Below are 21,975 nucleotides of genomic sequence, written 5' to 3'. Positions count from 1 at the left end.
GAGGCGCTACGCGGCCCGGTCGACGCGGACCGTCTCGATCCACCGGGGCGGGTCGGGCGCGCCGTCGCCGACCAGCGCCGCGATCACCCGGCAGGACGGCGACTCCGCCGGCCACGGGGTCAACCCGTCGGTGAGGACGATCACGACCTGCGGGCGGTCTCGGTCGGCGAGCGCCCGCGCGATCCCGACCCGCATGTCGGTGCCGCCGCCCCCGCCGAGCTCGACCTGCGACGCCGACGTCACCCGCGACACCGCCTGCACGTCGGCGTCGCAGGCCAGCACGCTCACCCGGTTACCGCGCACGCCGACCTCCCGCAGCACCCCGGTGACCTCCGCGAGCGCCGCCGCCAGCTCGCCGTCGCCCATCGACCCCGAGGTGTCGACCACGATCGCGACGCGGGGGAGCGGGCGGCGCAGGCTCGGCAGCACCGCGCCGCGCAGCGCCGGGGTGCGGCGCGACGGCCGCCGGTAGGTGTAGTCGACGGCGCCGCCCGCCCACGCGACCGCCTCCCGCACCGCGCCCGCCAGCACCCGCCGCCAGTCGACGACGGGTTCGAGGACCTGGTCGGCCCACCGCCGCCACCCGGCCGGCAGGGTCCCGCGCGCTCGCTGGTGCGCGCGCATCGCCTCCGCGGTCGCGCGCCGCAGCGCCTCCGCCTCGGTCGCGCGGACCGAGGGCGCGTCGGCCCCGTCCAGCTCCCACGGCATCGGCACGCCGTGCGCGCCCGACCCGCAGTCGTGGTGCGGCTGCGGCGGGACGCCCTGGAGGTACTCCTCGAACATCCGCCCCTCGGGCAGCCCGAAGTCGCGGGGATGGACCCGGCCGGCGGGCAGTGGCAGCCCGTCGGCGAGCAGGTCGTCGTTGATCTCGCAGTCCTCGGCGATGTTGACCCGCGCGTGGTCGCGCTGGTCGGCGGCCGGGAGCCGGGACGCGCGGCCGTGGTGGTCGCGCAGCAGGTGCGCCGCCTCGTGGATCCACACGCCCGCCAGCTCCTCGACGGGCGTGGCGTCCACGAACGCGGGGGAGACGTAGCACCGCCAGTGCCGGTCGACGCCCATCGTCGGCACGCGGTCGCTCGGCACGACCGTCAGCGAGTACAGCGCGGACGCCAGGTAGGGGCGGTCGCCGGCGGCCTTGTAGCGGGCGGCGAGCAGCTTCGTCCGGTCCAGCACGGCGGTCACGCCCCCGGCAGGGCGCCGGACAGCTGCAGGATGTCGAGGAACGCGTCGATCCCCGGCGGCACCGGCCAGCGGACGTCGCGCAGCGCCGCGAGGTCGGACGCGGCGCGCGCCGCCACGTCCGGGACGCCCGCGTCGACCGCCTTCGCGAGCACCTCCCAGCCCGCCTCCCACCGCCTGCGGGTGCAGTCGCCCTGCACCGAGGACACCACCGCGGTCAGGAACGCGAGCTGCCGGTCGCCGCGCTCGGGCAGCGCGAACGCCTTCGGGTCGGCGAGCACCCGGTCGGGGTCGGGCAGGTCCAGCTCCTCCAGGTAGGAGAGCAGCTCGATGCCCGCGCCGTCGCCGATTGCGCCGACGACCGCGGCGGCCACCGCGTCCTGCCCGGCGCCCGTCGCGTACCCGGTGGCGAGCAGCCGCAGCGCCATCTCCCAGCTGCGCGGCGACGGCCACGCGCCGCCGCGCGCCTCGGCGTCCTCCGGCAGGTGGTGCGCCAGGCCCGGACGCGCCGTCAGGAAACCGGACACCGCGCCGCGCGCGCGGGCGATCGCGGCGGGCACCTTCGTCCCGTCCACCACCGGGACGGTCAGCTCCGGCCACGTCCCCGCCATCCCGCGCGCCACCGTGCGCGGGTCGTGCGTCCAGTGCAGGTGGACGAACCGGTTCGCCAGCGGCGGCGACAGGTGCCAGCCGTCCGCCGCGCTCGCCGGCGGGTTCGCCGCCGCGACGACCCGGACCGGCTCCGGCAGCCGCAGGCTGCCGACCCGCCGCTCCAGCACGACCCGCAGCAGCGCCGCCTGCACCGCCGGCGGCGCCGACGACAGCTCGTCGAAGAACACGACGCCGCGGCCCGCGCCCGCGAGCCGCACCGCCCAGTCCGGCGGCGCCATCGGCACCCCCGTCGCGGCCGGATCGTCCCCGATGATCGGCAGCCCGGCGAAGTCGGACGGCTCGTGCACGCTGGCGATGACCGTCTCCAGCGGCACGCCGAGGCCCTCCGCGAGCCGCTCCATGCCCGCGGACTTGCCGATGCCCGGCTCGCCCCACAGCAGCACAGGAATGTTCGCCGACACCGCCAGCGCGAGCGCCTCCAGCTGCACGCTGCGCGCCGGCTCGGCCCGCCAGGCGGCGGCCCGCCGGTTCAGCTCGTCCGCCGCGTCGAGCGGCCCCGTCACGGTCTCGGTGGTCACAGCACGGACTCCAGATCCTCGCGTCTCGCTCGTTCGATCGCCTTCGCCAGCGTGTCCGGGCGGCCCGCCGCCCGCGCCGCGCCGTCCGGCGCCGTCGTGGCCGCCCCCGCGTCCAGCAGCGCCCGCACGAAGGAGGGGGAGCCGTGGTTCAGCACCGCGAGCAGGACAGGCGTGTAGCCCTCGCTCTCGGTGGCGTCGATGTCCAGGCCCGCGTCCAGCAGCCGCGGCAGCAGCACCTCGTGGTCCATCGTGTAGAGGGCGTGGAGCAGCGTCCAGCGGCGGCCGTCGCGGACGTGCGGGTCGAGCCCCGCGTCCAGCAGCCGCAGGACGCCTTCGGTGTGGCCGTGCGCCGCCCTCACGAACACCTCCCGGCGGTGCGCGCGCAGCGCGCGCGGCAGCCATCCCGTTCCGGCCCGCCAGGTCCTGTGGGCGACGAAGCAGCCGTTCACGGTGCCGCCGAACGCCCCGAGCGCCTGCTCCCGGCGCCGCTCCTCATCGGCGTGCGGGATCTCCAGGCCGCCCCCGCCGGAGCGGACGAGATGCCACACGCCCTGGCAGCGCACCCGGACCGGCGGCGGCAGCTCCGCGAGCGCCGGCCCGGCCGGACGGTCCGGGGCCGGGCGGGCGGGGAACAGCGCCGACCGCACGAGCGGATGCAGCTCGTCCGGCTCGATCATCCCGGCGCGCAGCAGCGCGAGGTCGGGGAGCGCGTGCCAGCAGCCGGGGGACGAGCGGCGCCGCTTGGACTCCTCAGGGGACGCCACCCACATCAGCGGGCGCCGATGCCGTCCGCCCGCCTCCACGTGCAGGCCGAAGCGGTGATCGGGGAGGCGGATCGACAGCGACGCCGGGCCGCCGCCGGTCAGGCGCTCGATCTGGTGCGCGAGCATCGGCGCGCATCCGGCCAGCCGGGCGAGCCTGGTCCAGGTCTGCCGCTCGGTCGGGCGCCCGCCGGGCCGCTCCTCCACGATCACGCCGATGCCGGCGGCGGCGAAGGCGGCGGCGACGGCCTCGTCACCGCCGTCCGGCCGCTCGGCGAGCAGCGCGGACCGCTCGCTGCGGGCCGCGCGGTCGCCCCCATCGGGATCTGACGGATCCGCATCGGGCGCGGGCAGGTCGGCGGGGTCGCGGGGCGTGCCGTCCGCGGCGAAGAACGGCGCGCGGACGTCGCCGCCGTAGTGGCCGAGCAGCCCGCCGATGTGACGGTCGTCGAACAGGTACGGCACGACCGACCAGTCCGCGCACTCCCGGACCGTGGCGCCGAACTCCAGGGTCAGCCGCTGCGGCGCGGACGGCGTGGGCGGCGCCGTGACGCTGAGCACCGGGGCCGGTCCGCGCGTGCCCGTCCCGTACCTCGCGAGGATCACCCGGAACCCGGAGGCGAGCGCGGTGAGGCCGCCGCGGTCGGTCACGTCCCGGGGCAGGTGCCAGTGCAGCAGGTCGGGCACGAGGTGGTGCAGATCGTCCTCCAGGCGCGCCCGGACGTCCGCGCCGAACGTGCGGCCGGCGTCCGCCGGGTCGAACGCGACGTCGACGTCCGCCGCCGCGCAGGCGCCCCGCCAGTCCCCGGCCAGCCGCCGCTCGGCGGCCCGCTCGATCCGTCCCCGGGGCACCGCGTACCGGCGGACCTGGAGCCACGCCCGCAGCGGCCCGGGAAACGACGGGTCCCGGCCTGGACGCGTCAACGGTAGACGCTCGCGATCGCGTGCACGTCGGGGTGCGGGCGGGCCGCCGGGCGCAGCCGCTGCGCGAACGCGCGCTTCACCTTGCGCGGGACGCCCGGGCCGAGGCCGACGTACTCCAGCCGGCTCTCCGCGCCGACACCGGCCAGCAGCGCCTTCGCGCCGCGCCCCGTGACCCCGGTGTGGCTCAGCCCGAGGCGGCGCAGCGGGCTGCCGGGCAGCGCCGCAGCGAGCGCCGCCGCGCCCTCGTCACCGGTCGTGTTGGGCGGCGCGCCGAGCGCCCGCTCCGACGGCGGCCGGCTCAGGTCGAGCGCCTCGATCGCGCCCAGCGCGGCGGCCAACGACCGCGCGCCGTCCGGGCCGACGCCGTTGCCGCCGAGCCCGAACCGGACGGGCCGCTCCGCCGCCCGCGCGGCCGAGGCCAGCACCGCGGCCCCGCGGTCGCCGAGGTGGTTGGCGGGCGTGTACAGCTCGCGGACGCCCGCGTCGCGGACGAGCGCTGCCAGCAGGTCCGCCGCGTCCGGCCCGATGCCGTTGCCGCCGAGGAACAGCCGCTCCAGCGGCGCGTCCCGCGCGATGAGCGCGTCGAGCAGCGCGCGCAGGCCGTCCATGCCGAGACCGGTGTTGACCAGGTCGAGCGTCCGGATCGCCGCGTTGCGGCGCAGCATCGCGGCGATCGCCCGCGCGCCCGCGTCGCCGACCGGGTTGCGCTTCAGCCACAGCGCGCGCACCTCCCCGTCGGACGCGAGCCGGTCCGCGAGGACCGCCGCGCCCTCGCCGTCGATGCGGTTGCAGCCGAGATACAGCGTCCGGACGCCATGGCCCGGCTCCAGCGCGGCGGCGATCGTGCGCGCGCCCTCGCCGCCCATCGCGTTCGTCCCGAGCAGCAGGTGCACCGCGTGCGGCGACGCGACCGCCGCCGGGACGAGCCGCGCCACGCCCGCCGCGCCGAGCCCCTGCTTGCACAGGTCCACCCGGCCGTCGCCGCGCAGCGTCCCGAGCGGGAACGCCTCGTCGCCCTCGACCGGCGCGGCGTCGGCGAGCCGCTCCAGCAGCGGCGCCAGCGCGGCCGGGTCGGCATGCGGGACGTCCGGGTGCTCGATCGCCGGGCAGCGTACGGGGGTCGGCTCCATGCTGTTCACCACTCCACCGGTCGGTAGTCCTTCAGGAACACGCCGGACAGCCGCTCGCCGCCGACGCCCCGCACGACCGGGTCGTACACCCGGGCCGCGCCGTCGATCACGTCCAGCGGGGGCCGGAACCCGGCGGCGAACTGCGCGAGCTTGCCCGGGTGCGGCCGCTCGTCGGTCACCCAGCCGGTGTCCACGCTGGTCATGTGGATGCCCGCCGCCGCGTAGTCCGCGGCGGAGGTGCGGGTCATCATGTTCAGCGCCGCCTTCGCCATGTTCGTGTGCGGGTGGCGGACGGTCTTGTGCTCGCGGGAGAAGCTGCCCTCCATCGCCGACACCTGCACCGCGTAGCGGTCCGGGAACGGCGACGCCTCCAGCAGCCCGCGCAGCCGCGAGGTCAGCAGGAACGGCGCGAACGCGTTCACCATCTGGACCTCCAGCCACTCGCCCGGGTCGACCTCGTGCAGCCGCAGCGTCCAGCTGTTGCGGTCGCGCAGGTCGAGGGGCTGCCCGGTCTCGTCGGTGCGGCCCGCCGGGAACAGCGCGTCGTCCCGCACGGCGAGCGCCGCGGCCGGGCCCGCCTCCAGCGCGGCCCGCGCGCCCTCGGCGACGTCGACGCGCGCCGCCGCGCCGGTCAGCGGCAGCGCCTCCGCCGCGCGCACCTCCCGGTGGTAGGCGGGCGGCCGCCGGACGGTCTGCGCCGCGTTGTTCACCAGGACGTCCAGGTGGTCGAACCGGGCGTGCACCGCGTCGAGCAGGCCCGCGACGCCCGGCAGGTCCAGCAGGTCGACGCCGTGGACGTGCAGCCGGGGCAGCCAGTCGGCGGAGTCGGGGACGGCCGCGAACCGGCGCGCCGCGTCGCGCGGGAACCGGGTGGTGACCAGCACCTCCGCGCCGTCGCGGAGCATCTTCAGCGCCACCTGGAAGCCGATCTTGATCCGGCCGCCGGTGACGAGGGCGCGCCGCCCGCGCAGGTCGCAGCGGGCGTGCCGGCGCGCCAGGTTCTCCGCCGCGCAGTCCGGGCACATCAGGTGGTAGTCGGGGTGCACGTCCCGGTACGGCGCCTTGCAGACGTAGCAGGCGCGCGCCCGCCCCAGCACCCGCCCGGACGCAGCTTTCGGCGGCGCCGTCTTCGCCGGGGCTGTCTCCACCGGCACGGGCTCCGGGTCGGCGCCGGGGTTCTGGTCCTGGAAGCGGGTGGCGGCGGCCATCGCGTCGAGGTCCTCGGCGCGGCGCCGCGTCCGGCGGGCGGCCTTCCGCGCCTTCTTGCCGGACCGGTACAGCTGCGAAGCCGCCTCGTGGACGGCCCGCCAGCGCGGATCGTCGGGGTCGGTGGCCCGCGCGCGCTCTAGCAGCCGGAGGCAGGCCGCGAGCTCGTCGGGGCCGGGCGCCTCGTCCTCGACCGGCGGTCGCGGCTCATCGGCTCGCGCAACGGCCGTCACAGCACTCCCTCGCCCCCGTCAGCCGGATCAGGGGCGGAGCCGGCCGGATTCGAACCGGCGTTCCCCAATATGCAGTATTGGCGCGTCGACCTCTGCGCTACAGCCCCGCCACCGGCAGGGTAACGGAACCATCCCGGCGAACCACCCGAATTACCGTGATCTTCGCGACCTGCCGAGCAGCGGTTCGAGGTCCTCCCGCCCGCAGTGCCGGACGAGCCGCGCGAACGTGAACGTCCCCCGGGCGCCGCGGGCGCCCGCCTCGGCGTTCCTGCTCGCACCGGCCTCCAGCAGGGCCCGGACGGTCTCCGGCGACCCGTGCTCGGTGACCGCCGCGGACAGCGGCGTGCGATCCGACCGGTCGCGCGCGTCCACGTCGAGACCGGCCGCCAGCAGCCGGGGGAGGGCGAGGCGATGGTCCATGGCGTGCAGGAAGTGCAGCAGTGTGCGCCCCTCGCCGTCGCGCACGTGGGGGTCCATTCCCGCGTCCAGCAAATGGAGCACGCCCGCCGTGTCGCCGTGCAGCGCCCGGAGGAAGAGTTCGCCGCGCAGGCGGCGCAGCTCGCGCGGCAGCCGGTCGCGGCCCGTCCGCCATGCCTCCCGCACGGCGAAGCAGCCGGAGACCTCGCCGCCGAGCGCGCGCAGGGCGTGCTCGCGCCGCTCCTCGTCCGCGCCGTGCGGTCCCAAGAGCGCGCCGCCGGACCAGCGGACCTCATGCCACTCGCCCCGGCAGCGGATCCGGACGGGCCCGGGCCGCTCCGGCTCGGGCGGTCCCACCGGTCCATCGGCGGCCGGACGCGCGGGGAACAGCGCGGACCGGACCAGCGGATGCAGCTCGTCCGGCGTGATCAGTCCCGCGAGCAGCAGGTCGGCGTCGGGGAAGTGCCGCCAGTGGTCGGGAGCCGCCGAGGCCTGGTACTCCTCGCGCGCCGCCGGCCTCAGCAGCAGGCGCGCGCCCTCCCCGCTCGCCTCGGCGGTCACGGTCCCGCGCGGGAAGTACGGCGATCCGAGGACCGCGATGACGGGACCGGGACCGCGCCCGGCGGCGAGGCGGCGCAGCCGGGCCGCCAGCACCGGCGGACGCCCGGCGCGCAGCCGGAGGGTCTCCATGAACGCGCCGCGCTCGCCCGATTCCGGCGGGCGGAGTTCGAAGCCGGCGAGGCCGAAGGCCTCCGCGACGTCGCCGTCCTCGAAAGCGAGCATCGACCGTTCCGCGCGCGCCGTGGCGTCGGCCGAGGCCGTGGCGTCGGCCGGGGACGCGGCCGTGCTCCCGGTCAGCGGCGTCCCGTCGGCGCCGAAGAACGGGAGCCGGCCGATGCCGCCGTAGTCGTCGATCAGCTCCCCGCAATGCCGGTCGTCGAACAGGCGGCGCGCGCCCGTCCAGTCGCGTGCCCGCGGGTCGGCCGCGCCGATGTCCAGCCGCAGCCGCTGCGGCGCGCTCAGGGACGGCGGGCCGGACACCTGGAGCACCGGGCCGCCGGCGCCGTACCGGGCGAGGACGAACCTCAGGTGCTCGTCGAAGACGGTCATGTCGCCGGGCCCGCGGGGCAGGTGCCAGCGGAGCAGGTCGGGGACGAGATGCCGTAGATCATCGGAGAGCCGCCGGGCCACGGCCGACCCGTGCTCGCGCGCCACGCCGTCCACCGTGAACGCGACGTCCACGTGCGCCGCCGCGCAGGCGCCCCGCCAGTCGCCGGCCCGCCGGTGCCGTTCCGCCCGCTCGATCATCCGGCGCGGCACCCGGTACCGGCGCACCCGCTGCCAGGCGCGCAGCCACGCCGCCGGCATCGGCGGACGGGCGGCGGGCGCGTCGGACGCCACGCGCACCCCCCTCGCCTCCGGAACCGGGGCAGGACCGGCCGGAATCGAACCGGCGTCCTCCGCTGTGCAGGCGGTGCGTCGACCTCTGCGCTACGGCCCTGCCGGGCGGCAGCCTAGCCGCCCCGGCGGGCCCGGACGACCCGTCACTGCTCGGGCACGGTGGTGAGCAGGTGCGGGCGCGGCGAGCTGCGGCGCGCCGGCGGCTCCTGCGACCCGGACGAGCGCAGCACGTCGGCCGCGCCGATGACGGCGGCGTCGCCGGTGTCGTCGCCGATGCGCGCGGCCAGCCCGGTGCGCTCCTGGATGAGCCGGTCCAGCCCCGGCAGGCGGGCGGTGCCGCCGGTCAGCGTGATGCCGACGCCGAGCAGCTCCCCGGAGATCTCCGGGCCGCAGCCGGACAGCCCCTGCTGGATCGCGGCGACGATCTCGCCGACCGGCGCGGCGATGGCGCGGGCGACGTCGGCGGTGGTGAGGACGATCCCGCGCGGCATGCCGGTGGTGAGGTCGCGGCCGTGCACGACGGTCTGCCGCAGCGGGCGGCGGCCGATCGGCGGCACCGCGCCGACCTCCAGCTTCGCCGCCTCGGCGCTCGCCGCGGAGATCCGCACCTTGTGCTCGCGGCGCACCAGCGCGACGATCGCCCGGTCCAGCGACGAGCCGCCGACGAGCGCGGTGTGCGAGGTGACGAGGCCGCCGAAGGAGATGACGCCGACGTCGGTGATGTCCGCGCCGATGTCGGCGACGACCACGATCTCCGGCCGCCCGGAGGAGGTGAGCCCCATCCCGATCGCGGCGGCGATCGGCGTCGGCACGAGCGTGAGCCGGCGCGCGCCGGCCTGGAACGCCGAGAACTGCAGCGCCCGGTAGTGCACGGACGACATGCCGCTCGGCACCGTCACGACCAGCCGGGGCCGCGCGGTGTAGCGGCGCTTGTGGTGGGTGCGGACGAGGGCGCGCATCAGGTACTCGGCCTCGTCGGTCTCGGTGGGGGCGCCCTCGCGGATGGGCCGGACGAGGCGGACGTCCGGGTTGCGGCCGGCCATCTCCTGCGCGGGGAGGCCGAGCGCGAGGATCTTGCCGGTGTGCAGGCAGCGGGCGAGCAGCGACGGCTCGCGCGCGACGACCCCGCGGTCCCGCACATGCATCCGCACCGTCGCGCTCCCCAGGTCGATGGCGGTGTCCCGGCCCGCGAAGTCCCACATCGCGTCCCCTTCCCTGTCGCCCTGCAGTCGCAGAGCACTGATGCCCTGCCGACCTGCGGCGATGCCCATCGGCGGGTAAGCGAATCGCAACGTCCCGGCGAACAGGGGTCCGGAATTCCGGACACGGCGACCGGCGGTCCGCGCCCGCCCGGCCGCCAGTGCCGAGCGGGCGTCAAGAGATCATGTGGGGACGGTGTCGGTCCGCCGGGCGTGCGCGCGGGCCGTCCACCCGCGGCGGGCGCGGACGGCGCCGGCCGCGCGGCACGCCGCGTACAGCACGAACGAGATCGTGGTGACGTACGGGCTGATCGGGACGCCGGCGCCGAGCGACAGCAGGATCCCGCCGACCACCGACACGGTCGCGAGCGCGGCGCTGAGCACCGGCACCAGCACCGGCGACGCGGTCACCCGCACCGCGGCGGCGGCCGGCGTGCAGATCAGCGCGAGCACCAGCAGCGCCCCGACGACCTGCACGGACACGGCGACCGCGAGGCCGAGGACGAGCATGAACACCGGCGACAGGGCGCGCACCGGGACGCCGCGCGCCGCCGCCACGTCCGGGTCGAGGCTGGCGAACGCGAGCGGCCGCCACATGACCGCAAGGCACACCAGCACCACCGCCGACGTGGCGAGCAGCCACGACAGCCGGGGCGTGTCGATCGCGACGATCTGCCCGGTGAGAATGCCGAACTTGTTGGCGGCGCGGCCCTTGTACAGCGACAGGAACAGCACGCCGAGCCCGAGCCCGAACGGCATCAGCACCCCGATGACCGAGCCGCGGTCGCGCGCCCGGGTGCCGAGCACGCCGATGAGCGCGGCGGCCAGCAGCGCGCCCGCGATCGAGCCGCCCGCGACGCCGGCGCCGAGCAGCAGCGCGGCGGCGGCGCCGGCGAACGACAGCTCGCTGATGCCGTGCACCGCGAACGCCAGGTCGCGCATCACGACGAACGTCCCGGCGAGCCCGCCGACGAGCCCCAGCACCGCGCCCGCGATCAGCGAGTTCCGGACGAGCCCGAGCAGCGCGCCGTAGTCGTCGAAGTTGACGATCTCGTGCCACATCACGCGGCCTCCGCGCCCGGCTCGCCGGGCATCCGCAGGACGCGGTCGGCGAACGGCAGCACCGGCTCGACCTCGTGGGTGACGAACACGACGGCGGTGCCGTGCTCGCGGCACCGCCGCCCGACCAGCTCGCTGACGGTCCGCTGGTGCGCGGCGTCCAGCGAGGCGAGCGGCTCGTCGCAGAGCAGCAGCCGCGGATCGGACGCGAGGGCCTGCGCGACCCGGACGCGCTGCAGCTCGCCGCCCGACAGCAGCTCGATGGGGACGTCCGCGAACGCCTCCGCGCCGACGTCGCGCAGCGCGTCCCGGACCCGGCGCCGGGCGCCGGGGTCGGGGAGCCGCGGCCCCCAGCGGTGCCAGTCGACGCCGAGCCGCACCAGGTCGCGGGCTCGCAGCGGGGTGTGCGGCGGGACGCTGCGGTGCTGGGGCACGTACCCGATGAGGTCGCTTCCGCGGCGCGGCGGGCGCCCGCCGACCGTCACCGTCCCGGCCGACAGCCGCCGCAGCCCGAGCAGCACCTTCAGCAGGCTCGTCTTGCCGGACCCGTTGGACCCGAGGACGGCGACGAACTCCCCGGCGGCCACGTCGAGGTCGAGCCCGCTCCACACCGCCCGCTCGCCGTAGCGGAGTTCCGCCCCGCGCATCCGGATCACGACAGCGCCTTCCCGAGCGCGGCGATGGTGCCGCCCATCCAGGTGACGTAGTCCTGGCCGGACGGGAGGGTCTCGGTGACCGGCACGACGGCGACGCCGTTGTCCTTCGCGGCCTTCTCGACCTGCTCGGTCTGCGGGCCGCTCGTCTGCGCGTTGTAGACGAGCGCCTTCACCTTCCCGGCGCCCTTCCCGCCGCCGAACAGCCCGAGCGTCTCGCGCAGCGTGCGCGGCGCGACGTCGCCGCCCTCCTCGATCGCCTCGCTGAACTCCTCCGGCGTCTCGTTGCGCAGCCCGGCCGCTTCGAGCAGGTAGAGGGGGACCGGTTCGGTGATGGCCACGCCGTCCCCGGAGTGCGCGGCCTTGAGCGCCGCGACCTTCCCTTCGAGGTCCTTCAGCTTCGCCTTGAACGCGGTGGCGTTGGCGCTGAACGTGGACGCGGCGGCGGGGTCGGCCTTCGCGAGCGCGGCGGACAGCCGGTCGGCCAGCAGCGCCATGGACGGCAGGTCGTACCAGACGTGCTCGTTCAGCTCGCCGCCCGCGGGCGCCGTCCGTCCCGAGATCCGCACCGCGTCGAGGACCTCGGCCTTGGACGCCGACGCCTTCAGCATCGTGCCCATGAAGTCGTCGTAGCCGCCGCCGTTCTCGATCACCACCTGCGCCCGGCCGAGGGCGAGCCGGTTGCGCGTCCCGGCCTCGTAGGAGTGCGGATCCTGCGCGGGGTCGCTGATGAACGAGGTGACGGCCACCTTGGCGCCGCCGATCGTCCGGGCGATGTCGCCGTAGACGTTGGTGGAGGCGACGACCCGCACCGTGGCGCCGGACGGCTTCGCGGGCTCGGCCCCGGACGACGAGCCGCAGGCGGCGAGCGCGAGCAGGGGGACGGCCGCGGCCGCGGCGACGGCGGCGCGGTGCGACGGCCGGCGCGGGCGGGAGGGACGAGGGGACATGTGCGCTGCTCCTGGAAATGAAAACGGTTTTCAATGCAACGTAGCATGACGTGTCCGGATACGTCCCATCCCGGGGTCCTGGCGGCGCACGAAAAAACGGGCCGCCCTCCACCTGGGTGGAGGACGGCCCGTCCGGACCGGCGGCCGCGTCAGCGCTTGCGGACGACGCCGCCGTACTCGTAGATGCCGGTGTCCAGCTTCGAGGCGCCCTCGTACTTGCGCAGCTCCTCGGGGACGGGCGCGAGCGGCGGCTGCAGGTCCATCGGCCGCCAGTCCACGAGGTTGCACAGCCCCGGCTCCACCGGGTCGAAGTCCGCGAGCAGCGCGTCGATCTCGCCCGGCGTCCGCGTCTGCCACGGGATCCCGGCGCTGGTGACCTGCGCGGTCATCTCCGCGCTGCGCACCGGGTCGTCGCACGCGACCTGCGAGAACGTCAGGTGGCTGCCCGCCGCCGCGCGATCCATGACGGCGTGCAGGATCCGCTTCGGGTCGTCGGCGTCCGGCAGGTGGTGGCCGACGGACAGGAACAGCGTCGCGACCGGCTCGGAGAAGTCGATGAGCCGCTTGACGTCCTCGTGCTCCAGCACGGCGTCCTGGTCGCGCATGTCCGCGGTGATCACCGTGGTGGACGCGTCGCCGGCGAGCAGCGCGCGGCCGTGCGCGAGCACGATCGGATCGATGTCGACGTACACGACGCGGGCGTCCGGCGCGAACTGCCGCGCGACCTGGTGCACGTTGGCGTCGGTCGGCAGCCCGCACCCCATGTCGATGAACTGCCGGATGCCGGCCTCGGCCGTCAGGTAGCGGACGGCCCGGTAGAGGAACAGCCGGTTCTGCCGGGTGATGTCCAGCCCGGCCGGGTGGTGCTCCAGCTGGCCCCGGATGAACTGCCGGTCGACCTCGTAGTTGTCCTTGCCGCCGAGCAGCCATCCGTAGGCGCGCGCCGAGGTCGGCACGTCGTTGGGGATGTCGGCGATCGAGGGCTGGTCGTCGTTCACGGCCCGCTCCGCATCTGCGCAGTAGGTGGGGGTCGGTGTCGATTGGAACGGTATACCGCTTCGCCGCCCCGCGTTGATCGTTCGCCCGGTTCCGGCCGGGATCGTCCCCGCCCTGCGCGTAGGTGCTGGGTGTGCAAGCCCACGTCATCCGCAAGTTGCTTGTGAATTGAGTTTTAACGTGCTTTGCTGGCGTGCATGGCTCACCTCTCTCTTCGGTACGCGGCGGGGACGGACGTCGGCAGGCGGCGGCGCGTGAACGAGGACTCGGCGCTCGCCGGCCCGTCGCTGCTCGCCGTCGCCGACGGGATGGGCGGCCACCCGCACGGCGACGTCGCCAGCGCCGCCGCCGTTACGGCCCTCGCCGAGCCGCCCGCGCCCGGCGACCCCGCCGCCGCGCTCGCCGCGGCGGTGGCGCGGGCGTCCGCGCGGCTGGAGGAGCTGGCCGCCGGCGACCCCGAACTGCGCGGGATGGGCACCACGCTCACCGCGCTGGCCTGGGACGGCGCCGGGTTCGCGGTGGCGCACATCGGCGACTCCCGCGCCTACCTGCTGCGCGGCGGCGACCTCTTCCAGATCACCCGCGACCACACGATGGTGCAGGCGCTCGTCGACGGCGGGCAGCTCACCCCCGACGAGGCCGCGAACCACCCGCGCGCCTCGGCCCTCGTCCGCGCGCTGCAGACCGGCGGCGACCAGCGCCCCGACCTGTTCCGGCAGGACGCCGCGCCCGGCGACCGCTACCTGCTGTGCTCCGACGGCGTCTCCGGGTTCGTCCCGGCCGGGGCGATCCGCGACGCGCTCGCCGAGGCCGCGCGTCCCGCCGACGCCGTCGCCCGGCTCATCGCGCTCGCCGACGCGGCGGGCGGCCTGGACAACATCACCTGCGTCGTCGCCGACGTCGTCACCGGCCCGCCGGACCCGGCGGAGCGGGCGCCGCGACTGCTCGGCGCCGCCGCCGGCGGCGGGACGGGCCGCCTCGCCCGGTTCGGCCGCCGGCTCCGCCGCGCCTGACCCGCGCCGGGACGGGTGCACGGTGACCGGGTTCACGGCCGTTCCGAACGCGCGGGGACGTTCCGGAAGATCACGTAGGGTGGCGGGATGAGCGGCGATCCGGGCGTCACGGCGGGCGACATCGCCCGGCTCGCGGGCGTCGGGCGCGCCACCGTCAGCAACTGGCGCCGCCGCCACGACGACTTCCCGCGGCCCGTCGGCGGCACCGCCGCCAGCCCGCTGTTCTCGCTCGCCGACGTCGAGGACTGGCTCACCCGTAACGGCAAGCCGTTCGAGGTGTCGGCCGGCGACCGGCTCTGGCAGCGGCTCCGCGCGTCCGGCGACGACTTCCGCCTCGCCGACCTCGTCGGCTGGGCCGGCCTGCGGCTGCTGGAGTCGCGCGGCGGCACCGCCGCGCCGCCGCCCGGCGACGCCGCGCGGCAGCCGGGGGACGGGGCGATGCCGTCGTGGCCCGACACCGTCCCCGCCGACCCCGGCCTGCCCGCGCTGCTCGGCGAGCTGGCGGCCGAGCGCGGGCACCGCGCCGCGTTCGACTTCCTCGTCGAGGAGTACATGCGGGCGCACTCGCGGCGCCTCGTCGTCACCCGCCCGGACGTGGCGCGGCTGATGACCGGGCTCGTGTGCCGGAAGGGCGACGTCGTCCTCGACCCGGCCTGCGGCCTCGGCACGCTGCTGCTGTCGGCCCCCGGCGCCCGGCACGCGCTCGCCCAGGACAGCGACCCGGCCGCCGCGCGGATCGCCGCCGTGCGGCTGCGCCTCGCCGGGACGCCCGCCGACGTCGTCGCCGCCGACTCGCTGCGCGGCGACGGCTTCCCCGGCGAGGCCGCCGACTCCGTCGTGTGCGACCCGCCGTCCGGGGACCGCGCCTGGGGCCACGACGAGCTGACCGGCGACCCCCGCTGGGAGTACGGGCTGCCGCCCCGCGGCGAACCGGAGCTCGCCTGGGTGCAGCACTGCCTGGCGCACGTGCGGCCCGGCGGGCGCGCCGCGGTGCTGATGCCGCCCGCCGCCGCGAGCCGCCGCCCGGGCCGCCGGATCCGCGGCAACCTGCTGCGCGCCGGCGCGCTCCGCGCGGTGATCACGCTCGCGCCCGGCGGGCCCGACCTGTGGCTGCTGCGCCGCCCCGAGCCCGGCGAGCCGCCTCCCGGCGCCGTCCTGCTGCTGGACGCCGCTGGCGACCTCGGCCGCGCCGAACGGGAATGGCGGCGGCACGAGCGCGGCGCCGGCGCCGAGTCCGCCGTCCCGGTCATCGACCTGCTGGACGACGAGGTCGACCTCGCCCCCGCCCGGCGCAGGCCCCGGCAGACCGGCGCGGCGTTCGGCCGCCGCTTCACCGCCGCGCTGGACCGGCTGGCCGCCGCCGCGCCCGTCCGGCCCGCGCTCGACCTGCTTCCCGAGCCGCGCCCGCTGCCGTTCACCACCATCGCCGAGCTGTCGCGGACCGGCGCCGTCACGGTCCGGCACGCGCCCGCGCGGCTGCCCGCCGGCGGCGACGTCGCGGTGCTGACCGCGGCCGACCTCACCGCGGGGTCGGCGCCGTCCGGCGCGGCCGCCGCCGACCCCGACCTGATCATGCTGGAGCCCGGCGACGTGGTCGCGACCGCCGCCGGCACCGCCCGGGTCGTCGGCGACGAGCACGCCGCGCTCGGCCCCTACCTCACCCTCTACCGCCCGGACCCGGCGCGCCTCGACCCCGGCTTCCTCGCCGGGTTCCTGACCTTCGCGCACACCCGCACCGGCACCGGGTCGAGCCGGATGGACCTGCGCCGGATGCGGATCCCGCGGCTGCCGCCCGAACGGCAGCGCGCCTACGGCCGCGCGTTCGCCGAGATGGCCGCGCTCACCGCGACATTGCGCGACATGTCGGCGCTCGGCGAGGAGCTGGTTCGGCTAAGCTTCGACGGTCTGCTCGACGGCCGCCTCACCCCCGCCGATAGCCCCCGGGAGAACGATGCTCATCGCCGACAGGTATGAGCTGGACGACCTTCCGCTGGGCCGCGGCGGCATGGGCGCCGTCTACGCCGCGCACGACACCCGGCTCGGCCGCCGCGTCGCGGTGAAGTTCCTCGAGATGCCCGGCGGCCCCGACGACGAGCTGGAGCGGCGGTTCATCCGCGAGGCCCGGATCCTCGCGCGCCTGGAGCACACCGGCGCCCCGACCCTCTACGACTTCGGCACGTTCGAGCAGCGGCTCTTCCAGGTCATGCAGTTCATCGACGGCGTCACCGTCGCGGACCTGATCGCCGAGCACGGCCCGGTCCCGGTGCCGTGGGCCGCGGGGATCATCGCGCAGGCCGCCGCCGTCCTCGCCGCCGCGCACGCGCTGTCGATCTGGCACCGCGACCTCAAGCCGACCAACCTCATGCTCTGCCCGGACGGCAGCGTCAAGGTGCTCGACTTCGGGCTGGCGATCCTCGGCGACGCCGACCTCGCGCACTTCACCCGGCACGGCCAGATCCTCGGCACGCCCGCCTACATGGCGCCCGAGCAGATCGAGCAGGGCGTCGCCGGCGCCCGCAGCGACCTGTACGCGCTCGGCTGCGTCCTGCACGAGATGCTCACCGGCCGGCAGCTGTTCGCCGGGCCGACCGCGTACGCGGTGTTCGACAAGCACGTCCGGGAACGGCCGCCCGCCGTCCCCGGCGTGCCCGCCGAGCTGAACGCGCTCCTCCAGGAGCTCCTGGAGAAGAAGCCGGAGAACCGGCCGGCGGACGCCGCCGCCCTCTACGAGCGGCTGCGCCCGCTCGCGACCGACCTGCCGGTGCTGCCCGGTTTCCTGGAGCCCGCCTCGGAGCCGAGCCCCGAACGCATGTACGCGCTGATCGTCGGCCGGCTCCTCGGCGGCTCCTGACGCGCCCTACCAGGCGAAGGCCTCCGGCGCCGGGCCCGGGCCGGGGAAGAGCTCGTCCAGCGCGTCCAGGAACTCCCCGGACAGCTCCAGCTCGACGGCGCGCAGCGCGGAGTCGAACTGCTCCTGGACGCGGGGCCCGACGATGGGCCCGGTGACGCCGGGACGGGTCAGCAGCCAGGCGAGGCCGACGTCGCCCGGCTCGACGCCGTGCTTGTCGCAGAGGTCCTCGTAAGCCTGGATGCGCGCGCGCTCCGCCGGGTCCTCCAGCATCTTCGCCCACACCCCGGACCCGGACCGGGCCGTCCTGCCCTCGCTCTGCTTGCGCAGCACACCGCCCAGGATGCCGCCGTGCAGCGGCGACCACGGGACGACGCCGAGGCCGTACGCCTGCGCCGCCGGGATCACCTCCATCTCCGCGCGCCGCTCGACCAGGTTGTACAGGCACTGCTCGCTGACCAGGCCGAGCGAGCCGCGCCGCGCGGCCGCCTCGTTCGCCTGCGCGATGCCCCAGCCGGGGAAGTTCGACGACCCGGCGTACAGCACCTTGCCCTGCTGGACGAGGACGTCGACGGCCTGCCAGATCTCCTCCCACGGCGTCGTCCGGTCGATGTGGTGGAACTGGTACAGGTCGATGTGGTCGGTGCCGAGCCGCTTCAGCGACGCCTCGCACGCGCGGCGGATGTTCAGCGCCGAGAGCCGGTCCCGGTTGGGCCACGGGTCGCCGTCGGGGCTCATGTCGCCGTACACCTTGGTCGCCAGGACGGTCTTCTCCCGCCGCCCGCCGCCCTTGGCGAACCAGGCGCCGACGATCTCCTCGGTGCGGCCCTTGCCGCCGTAGATGTTGGCGGTGTCGAAGAAGTTGACGCCGGCGTCGAGCGCGGAGTCCATGATGGCGTGGGCGTCGGCCTCCTCGGTGTGGCGGCCGAAGTTCATCGTGCCGAGGACGAGGCGGCTGACCTTCAGGCCGGTGCGGCCGAGCTGCGTGTACTTCATGGGGACAAGCCAAGCACCTGGAGTGCACTCCAGATCAACCGGTGCGCCGCCATGGACGTCCTGGCGTCCATGGCGGCGCGCGGGCGGCGTCACCTCGGCGAGCCGTGGCGGGCCGGGGTGGCGCCGGTCGCGATGTGGTGGTGCGGCCGGGATCAGCCGGGTACGTGGCCGGGCGCCGTCATGGCCCCGGATTGCGCGAACGGCGTCCAGGACCGCCAGCCGGAGCCGGACCGGGAGCCGTTCCCGGCGCGTCCGTGCGGCGGGTTCGCCGGGTTCGCGTGGTTCGCGTGGTTCGCGTGGTGCGGTCTCGCGTGATTCGCGTGGTTCGCGTCCGCGTAATGCGGGTGCTGCGCGGCGGGCCTGACGTGCCTCGGCCGCGGGGCCGGATCTCTGTCCGGTCTGCCAGGCCTGATGTGGTTCGACGCGTGGTCGCTTCGCGGTGCCTGGGCCGCGGGATGCGCGGGGGTGTTCGCCGGGGGCTTTGCCGGGTGGTGGACTGGCATGTCGTCGGGTGGCGGAAGATGGGGGGTCCGCCGCTTATCTGGCGGCTTTCGCCGGGCCTCGCGATCCTGCGCCGCCATTCTGTCTATCTTGTCGACGAGCTCGCGGATGGACGGGGAAAATGTCTGTTTTGCTGGAGCGCCGGGCCGTACCGCCCCGGCGAACTCCCGTTTTCGGGCCGCGCCCAGCTTGTCGATCCGGACCCGGGCGCCGGTATGCGGCGCGTGCAGGAAGCGGCCGTGGCCGACGTAGATGCCGACGTGACTTCGCCCGTGGAAGAAGACGAGGTCGCCGGGTTTCAGGCCGCCGAGGCCCACCTTCCGCTCCACCGACCGGTACTGCGCGTAGGTGATGCGCGGGAGGCGCACGCCCGCCCGGCGCCAGGCGGCCATCGCCAGGCCCGAGCAGTCGTAGCTGGACGGCCCGGCCGCGCCCCACCGGTACGGCTTGCCGATCTGCTCGCGCGCGAACGCCAGCGCCCGCCTGGCGTCGCTGCGCTGTTCGGCGGTCCTGGTGCGGTACCTGTCGTAGGCCTTGACCTTGCTCAGCGTCGCGGCGTCCAGGTTGAGCCGCCTCAGCACGGTCGGATTGAGCTGCGCGCTGGCCGGGGCGCCCATCGGGACCGCCAAAGCGAATCCGGCGGCGGTCGCGGTGACGGCGACGGCGATCGTCCGGTGTTTTCGGACCGCCGGCCCGGTGTGGCGCACGGACCGGCCGGTCCGTGCCGTACGGGCGGCGCCGCCCCGATGTGAGTGACGTGCGATGCACATTAGCGTGCTCTCCGTTTTCCCTCGTCGGTTGATCATCCCGCCGACAGTTCGGGTACCCGGTGGCCGCGCTTGAATGGGGGAGAACCGGCCGATTTTGCGTGATCATGGAGTGGAATTGATGCCGGAATTCGGTGTCTTTGATCAGGCGGTCAGATGGGCGAGCGATTTCAGCGGCACCGGCAGCCACGCCGGCCGGTTCCGCGCCTCGTACCGCACCTCGTACACCGCCTTCTCGAATTCGAACGCGCGGAGCAGCACCGAGTGCGCGGCCGGGTCGGCGCCGCCCGCCGCCGCGTAGCCCCGGCAGAAGGCGGCCCGGTTGCGGGCCGCCCACGCGTGCGCCCGCGTCTCCAGGTGGCCGCCCGACTCCAGCGGGACCGTCCCGGACCGGGTGATGAGGAACCGCGCCGCGTACTCGAACGACCGCAGCATCCCGGCGACGTCGCGGAGCGGATGCGACAGCGCGCGGCGCTCGCTCTGCGTGCGGGCCGGCTCGCCCTCGAAGTCCAGCAGCGACCAGCCCGACTCGGACCGCAGCACCTGCCCGAGGTGGTAGTCGCCGTGCACCCGCTGCACCGGCAGCGGCCCCGCCTGCGCGGCCAGGTCGATGAAGGCGCCGGTCAGCGCCTTGGCGTGCGGGGCGAGCCCGGGCACGGCGCGGCACGTCCCGGTCAGCTCCGCGTTCATCCGCGCGGCGAGCCCCCGGATCTCGTCGGCCGGGACGACCGTCACGCCGAACGCGTCGGCGAGCGCCCGGTGCACCTGCGCGGTCGCGGCGCCGAGCCGCTCGGCCTCGGCGGCGAAGTCGCCGCCGGCGGCGCTCGCGTCCAGCTCCGCCCACTCGTCGTCCTCCGGCTGCGTCGCGTGCGCGAACCAGTCGCGGACGCTCGCGATCGCCAGGCTCCACCCGTCCGCGCCCGTGCGCAGGTAGTCCGACAGCAGGCCGAGCGTGACGGGTTCGCCGTCGCCGCCGGGGGCCAGTTCGATCCAGCCGTGCACGGCGGGGACGTGCTCGCAGCCGGCGCGGGTCAGCGCGAGGTTCACCTCCAGGTCGAGGTTGACGCCGTCGCCGAGCCGCCGGAACAGCTTGCAGATGTACGCGTCGCCGAACAGCAGCGACGTGTTGCTCTGCTCCGCCGTGATGGGCAGGCTCGTCAGGTCCGTCCGGATGCGGGCGCCGGGCACGTGCCGGAAGCGCAGCGGGCCGGCGGACGCCCCGGCGGCCAGGTGCTCCAGCAGGGTCCGGGTCAGGTCGGGGTCGTGCGCGGCGTCGTAGGTCTGCTGCTTCGCGGCGCCGCCCGGCGGGCTGATGCGCGCGTACCCGAGCCGTCCGGGCAGGTCGCGGCGGACGCCGAGGAGGACCTGGTAGTGCTCGGTGGCGCCGTTCTGGCGGACGTCGAGAACGAGGTGGTACAGGCCCGGGTCACCGGCCCGCAGTTCGGTGACGACGCCGATCGCCAAGTCCTCGATGGGGCTGTCCTTGCCGCCGAACCACCGCTGCCGCGGCAGCCATTCCGCGAGGTCCCGCGCGAGGACGTCTTCGGGTGGCAGCACCGTCAGCCGTCCTTCTCCGCGCCGGTTCCGGGTTCGGCCTCGGTGCCCGGCCCGGGGCCGTCCTCCGCGTGGTCGGCGGGCGGGGTCGCCGCCAGGCCGCCGAGCGGGTCGGCGGGTGCGGCGTCCGGTGGCATGAGCTGGAACCAGTAGAACCCGTGGCCGGGGAGGGTGAGCAGGTAGGGGAGTTCGCCGATGGCGGGGAACTGCACGCCGCCCATGCACTCGACGGGGGAGTAGCCCTCGAACCGCCGCATGTCGAGCTCGACCGGCTGCGGGAACCGCGACAGGTTCGCCACGCACAGCACGGTGTCCATCCCGCCCCAGCGGTCCTGGTCGGCCTCGTCGATCTCGCGGGTGAAGGCGAGGACGGAGGGGTTGGAGGCGGACAGTTCGACATAGGTGCCGACGCCGAAGACGGGGTGGCGCTGCCGGATCTCGATCATCTTGCGGGTCCAGTGCAGGAGGGATCCGGGGTTGTTGACCTGGGCTTCGACGTTGACGGCCTGGTAGCCGTAGATGGGGTCCATGATGACGGGCAGGTAGAGGCGGGCGGGGTCGCATTGGGAGAAGCCGGCGTTGCGGTCGGGGGTCCATTGCATGGGGGTGCGGACGGCGTCGCGGTCGCCGAGCCAGATGTTGTCGCCCATGCCGATCTCGTCGCCGTAGTACAGGACGGGTGAGCCGGGCAGGGACAGGAGCAGGGCGGTGAAGAGTTCGAGTTGGTTGCGGTCGTTGTCCAGGAGGGGGGCCAGGCGGCGGCGGATGCCGATGTTGGCTTTCATGCGGGGGTCTTTGGCGTATTCGGTGTACATGTAGTCGCGTTCTTCGTCGGTGACCATCTCCAGGGTGAGTTCGTCGTGGTTGCGCAGGAAGATGCCCCATTGGCAGGATTCGGGGATCTTGGGGGTCTGGGCCATGATCTCGGAGATGGGGTAGCGCTGTTCGCGGCGGACGGCCATGAAGATGCGGGGCATGACGGGGAAGTGGAAGGCCAT

General features: G+C 75.6%; 18 protein-coding genes and 2 tRNA genes. 3 read left to right on the top strand and 17 right to left on the bottom strand.

The window, feature by feature from the left end; genetic code table 11:
* Window positions 1–6: 6 nt before the first annotated feature.
* The 13 genes from AB0C78_RS09630 to AB0C78_RS09570 all read right to left on the bottom strand — a co-directional run bounded on the left by AB0C78_RS09630 (window position 7) and on the right by AB0C78_RS09570 (window position 13,300).
* Entirely contained in the window at window positions 7–1,182 is a 1,176-nt protein-coding gene (locus tag AB0C78_RS09630; protein WP_360744341.1) for a VWA-like domain-containing protein, read from the bottom strand.
* On the bottom strand, window positions 1,179–2,369 hold the full coding sequence (locus AB0C78_RS09625) for an AAA family ATPase (RefSeq protein WP_360744338.1): 1,191 nt from the start codon (window positions 2,367–2,369) through the stop codon (window positions 1,179–1,181). Before AB0C78_RS09625 ends, AB0C78_RS09630 begins: the two co-directional genes overlap by 4 nt.
* Entirely contained in the window at window positions 2,366–4,054 is a 1,689-nt protein-coding gene (locus AB0C78_RS09620) for an ankyrin repeat domain-containing protein (RefSeq protein ID WP_360744335.1), read from the bottom strand. Before AB0C78_RS09620 ends, AB0C78_RS09625 begins: the two co-directional genes overlap by 4 nt.
* The gene (locus tag AB0C78_RS09615) at window positions 4,051–5,184 is read right to left on the bottom strand and encodes a gala protein (protein ID WP_360744332.1); all 1,134 of its coding nucleotides are present in this window, start codon (window positions 5,182–5,184) and stop codon (window positions 4,051–4,053) included. The genes AB0C78_RS09620 and AB0C78_RS09615 overlap by 4 nt, the downstream gene beginning before the upstream one ends.
* A gap of 5 nt (window positions 5,185–5,189) precedes the next feature.
* Window positions 5,190–6,623 (bottom strand): SDR family NAD(P)-dependent oxidoreductase, encoded by a 1,434-nt coding sequence (locus AB0C78_RS09610; RefSeq protein WP_360744329.1) that lies wholly within the window; start codon window positions 6,621–6,623, stop codon window positions 5,190–5,192.
* Window positions 6,624–6,657: 34 nt separating this feature from the next.
* A tRNA-Ala gene (locus tag AB0C78_RS09605) sits at window positions 6,658–6,730 on the bottom strand.
* Window positions 6,731–6,773: 43 nt separating this feature from the next.
* A complete protein-coding gene (locus AB0C78_RS09600) occupies window positions 6,774–8,441 on the bottom strand; it encodes an ankyrin repeat domain-containing protein (protein WP_360744326.1) in 1,668 nt (555 codons plus the stop codon).
* 29 nt (window positions 8,442–8,470) lie between these two features.
* Window positions 8,471–8,541, bottom strand: a tRNA-Cys gene (locus AB0C78_RS09595).
* A gap of 43 nt (window positions 8,542–8,584) precedes the next feature.
* Window positions 8,585–9,643 (bottom strand): rod shape-determining protein, encoded by a 1,059-nt coding sequence (locus AB0C78_RS09590; RefSeq protein ID WP_360744323.1) that lies wholly within the window; start codon window positions 9,641–9,643, stop codon window positions 8,585–8,587.
* 180 nt (window positions 9,644–9,823) lie between these two features.
* The gene (locus AB0C78_RS09585) at window positions 9,824–10,702 is read right to left on the bottom strand and encodes a metal ABC transporter permease (protein ID WP_360744647.1); all 879 of its coding nucleotides are present in this window, start codon (window positions 10,700–10,702) and stop codon (window positions 9,824–9,826) included.
* Entirely contained in the window at window positions 10,702–11,346 is a 645-nt protein-coding gene (locus tag AB0C78_RS09580; RefSeq protein WP_360744644.1) for an ATP-binding cassette domain-containing protein, read from the bottom strand. The genes AB0C78_RS09585 and AB0C78_RS09580 overlap by 1 nt, the downstream gene beginning before the upstream one ends.
* A 5-nt stretch (window positions 11,347–11,351) precedes the next feature.
* The gene (locus AB0C78_RS09575) at window positions 11,352–12,302 is read right to left on the bottom strand and encodes a zinc ABC transporter substrate-binding protein (RefSeq protein WP_360744320.1); all 951 of its coding nucleotides are present in this window, start codon (window positions 12,300–12,302) and stop codon (window positions 11,352–11,354) included.
* A gap of 149 nt (window positions 12,303–12,451) precedes the next feature.
* Entirely contained in the window at window positions 12,452–13,300 is an 849-nt protein-coding gene (locus AB0C78_RS09570; protein WP_360744317.1) for an SAM-dependent methyltransferase, read from the bottom strand.
* 195 nt (window positions 13,301–13,495) lie between these two features.
* Here AB0C78_RS09570 and AB0C78_RS09565 point away from each other — a divergent pair, with 195 nt between their 5' ends.
* The 3 genes from AB0C78_RS09565 to AB0C78_RS09555 all read left to right on the top strand — a co-directional run bounded on the left by AB0C78_RS09565 (window position 13,496) and on the right by AB0C78_RS09555 (window position 17,162).
* On the top strand, window positions 13,496–14,311 hold the full coding sequence (locus AB0C78_RS09565) for a protein phosphatase 2C domain-containing protein (RefSeq protein WP_360744313.1): 816 nt from the start codon (window positions 13,496–13,498) through the stop codon (window positions 14,309–14,311).
* Between the two features lie 87 nt (window positions 14,312–14,398).
* Entirely contained in the window at window positions 14,399–16,285 is a 1,887-nt protein-coding gene (locus AB0C78_RS09560) for an N-6 DNA methylase (RefSeq protein WP_360744310.1), read from the top strand.
* On the top strand, window positions 16,263–17,162 hold the full coding sequence (locus AB0C78_RS09555; protein ID WP_360744307.1) for a serine/threonine-protein kinase: 900 nt from the start codon (window positions 16,263–16,265) through the stop codon (window positions 17,160–17,162). The genes AB0C78_RS09560 and AB0C78_RS09555 overlap by 23 nt, the downstream gene beginning before the upstream one ends.
* 6 nt (window positions 17,163–17,168) lie before the next feature.
* On the opposite strand, the gene AB0C78_RS09550 is transcribed toward AB0C78_RS09555, so the two are convergent.
* From AB0C78_RS09550 to AB0C78_RS09535, 4 genes are all read right to left on the bottom strand, one after another.
* Window positions 17,169–18,155 (bottom strand): aldo/keto reductase, encoded by a 987-nt coding sequence (locus AB0C78_RS09550; protein WP_360744304.1) that lies wholly within the window; start codon window positions 18,153–18,155, stop codon window positions 17,169–17,171.
* Between the two features lie 152 nt (window positions 18,156–18,307).
* A complete protein-coding gene (locus AB0C78_RS09545) occupies window positions 18,308–19,273 on the bottom strand; it encodes an NlpC/P60 family protein (RefSeq protein ID WP_360744301.1) in 966 nt (321 codons plus the stop codon).
* Between the two features lie 294 nt (window positions 19,274–19,567).
* On the bottom strand, window positions 19,568–20,980 hold the full coding sequence (locus tag AB0C78_RS09540; RefSeq protein WP_360744298.1) for an aminoglycoside phosphotransferase: 1,413 nt from the start codon (window positions 20,978–20,980) through the stop codon (window positions 19,568–19,570).
* Window positions 20,981–20,982: 2 nt separating this feature from the next.
* Window positions 20,983–21,975 (bottom strand): alpha-glucosidase C-terminal domain-containing protein (locus AB0C78_RS09535; protein ID WP_360744295.1); only part of this gene is annotated, 993 nt, incomplete at its 5' end.

Source organism: Actinomadura sp. NPDC048394 (genome assembly GCF_040651755.1).
GTDB classification, from domain to species: domain Bacteria; phylum Actinomycetota; class Actinomycetes; order Streptosporangiales; family Streptosporangiaceae; genus Spirillospora; species Spirillospora montaniterrae.
This window is presented reverse-complemented; position numbering and strand designations above follow the sequence as displayed.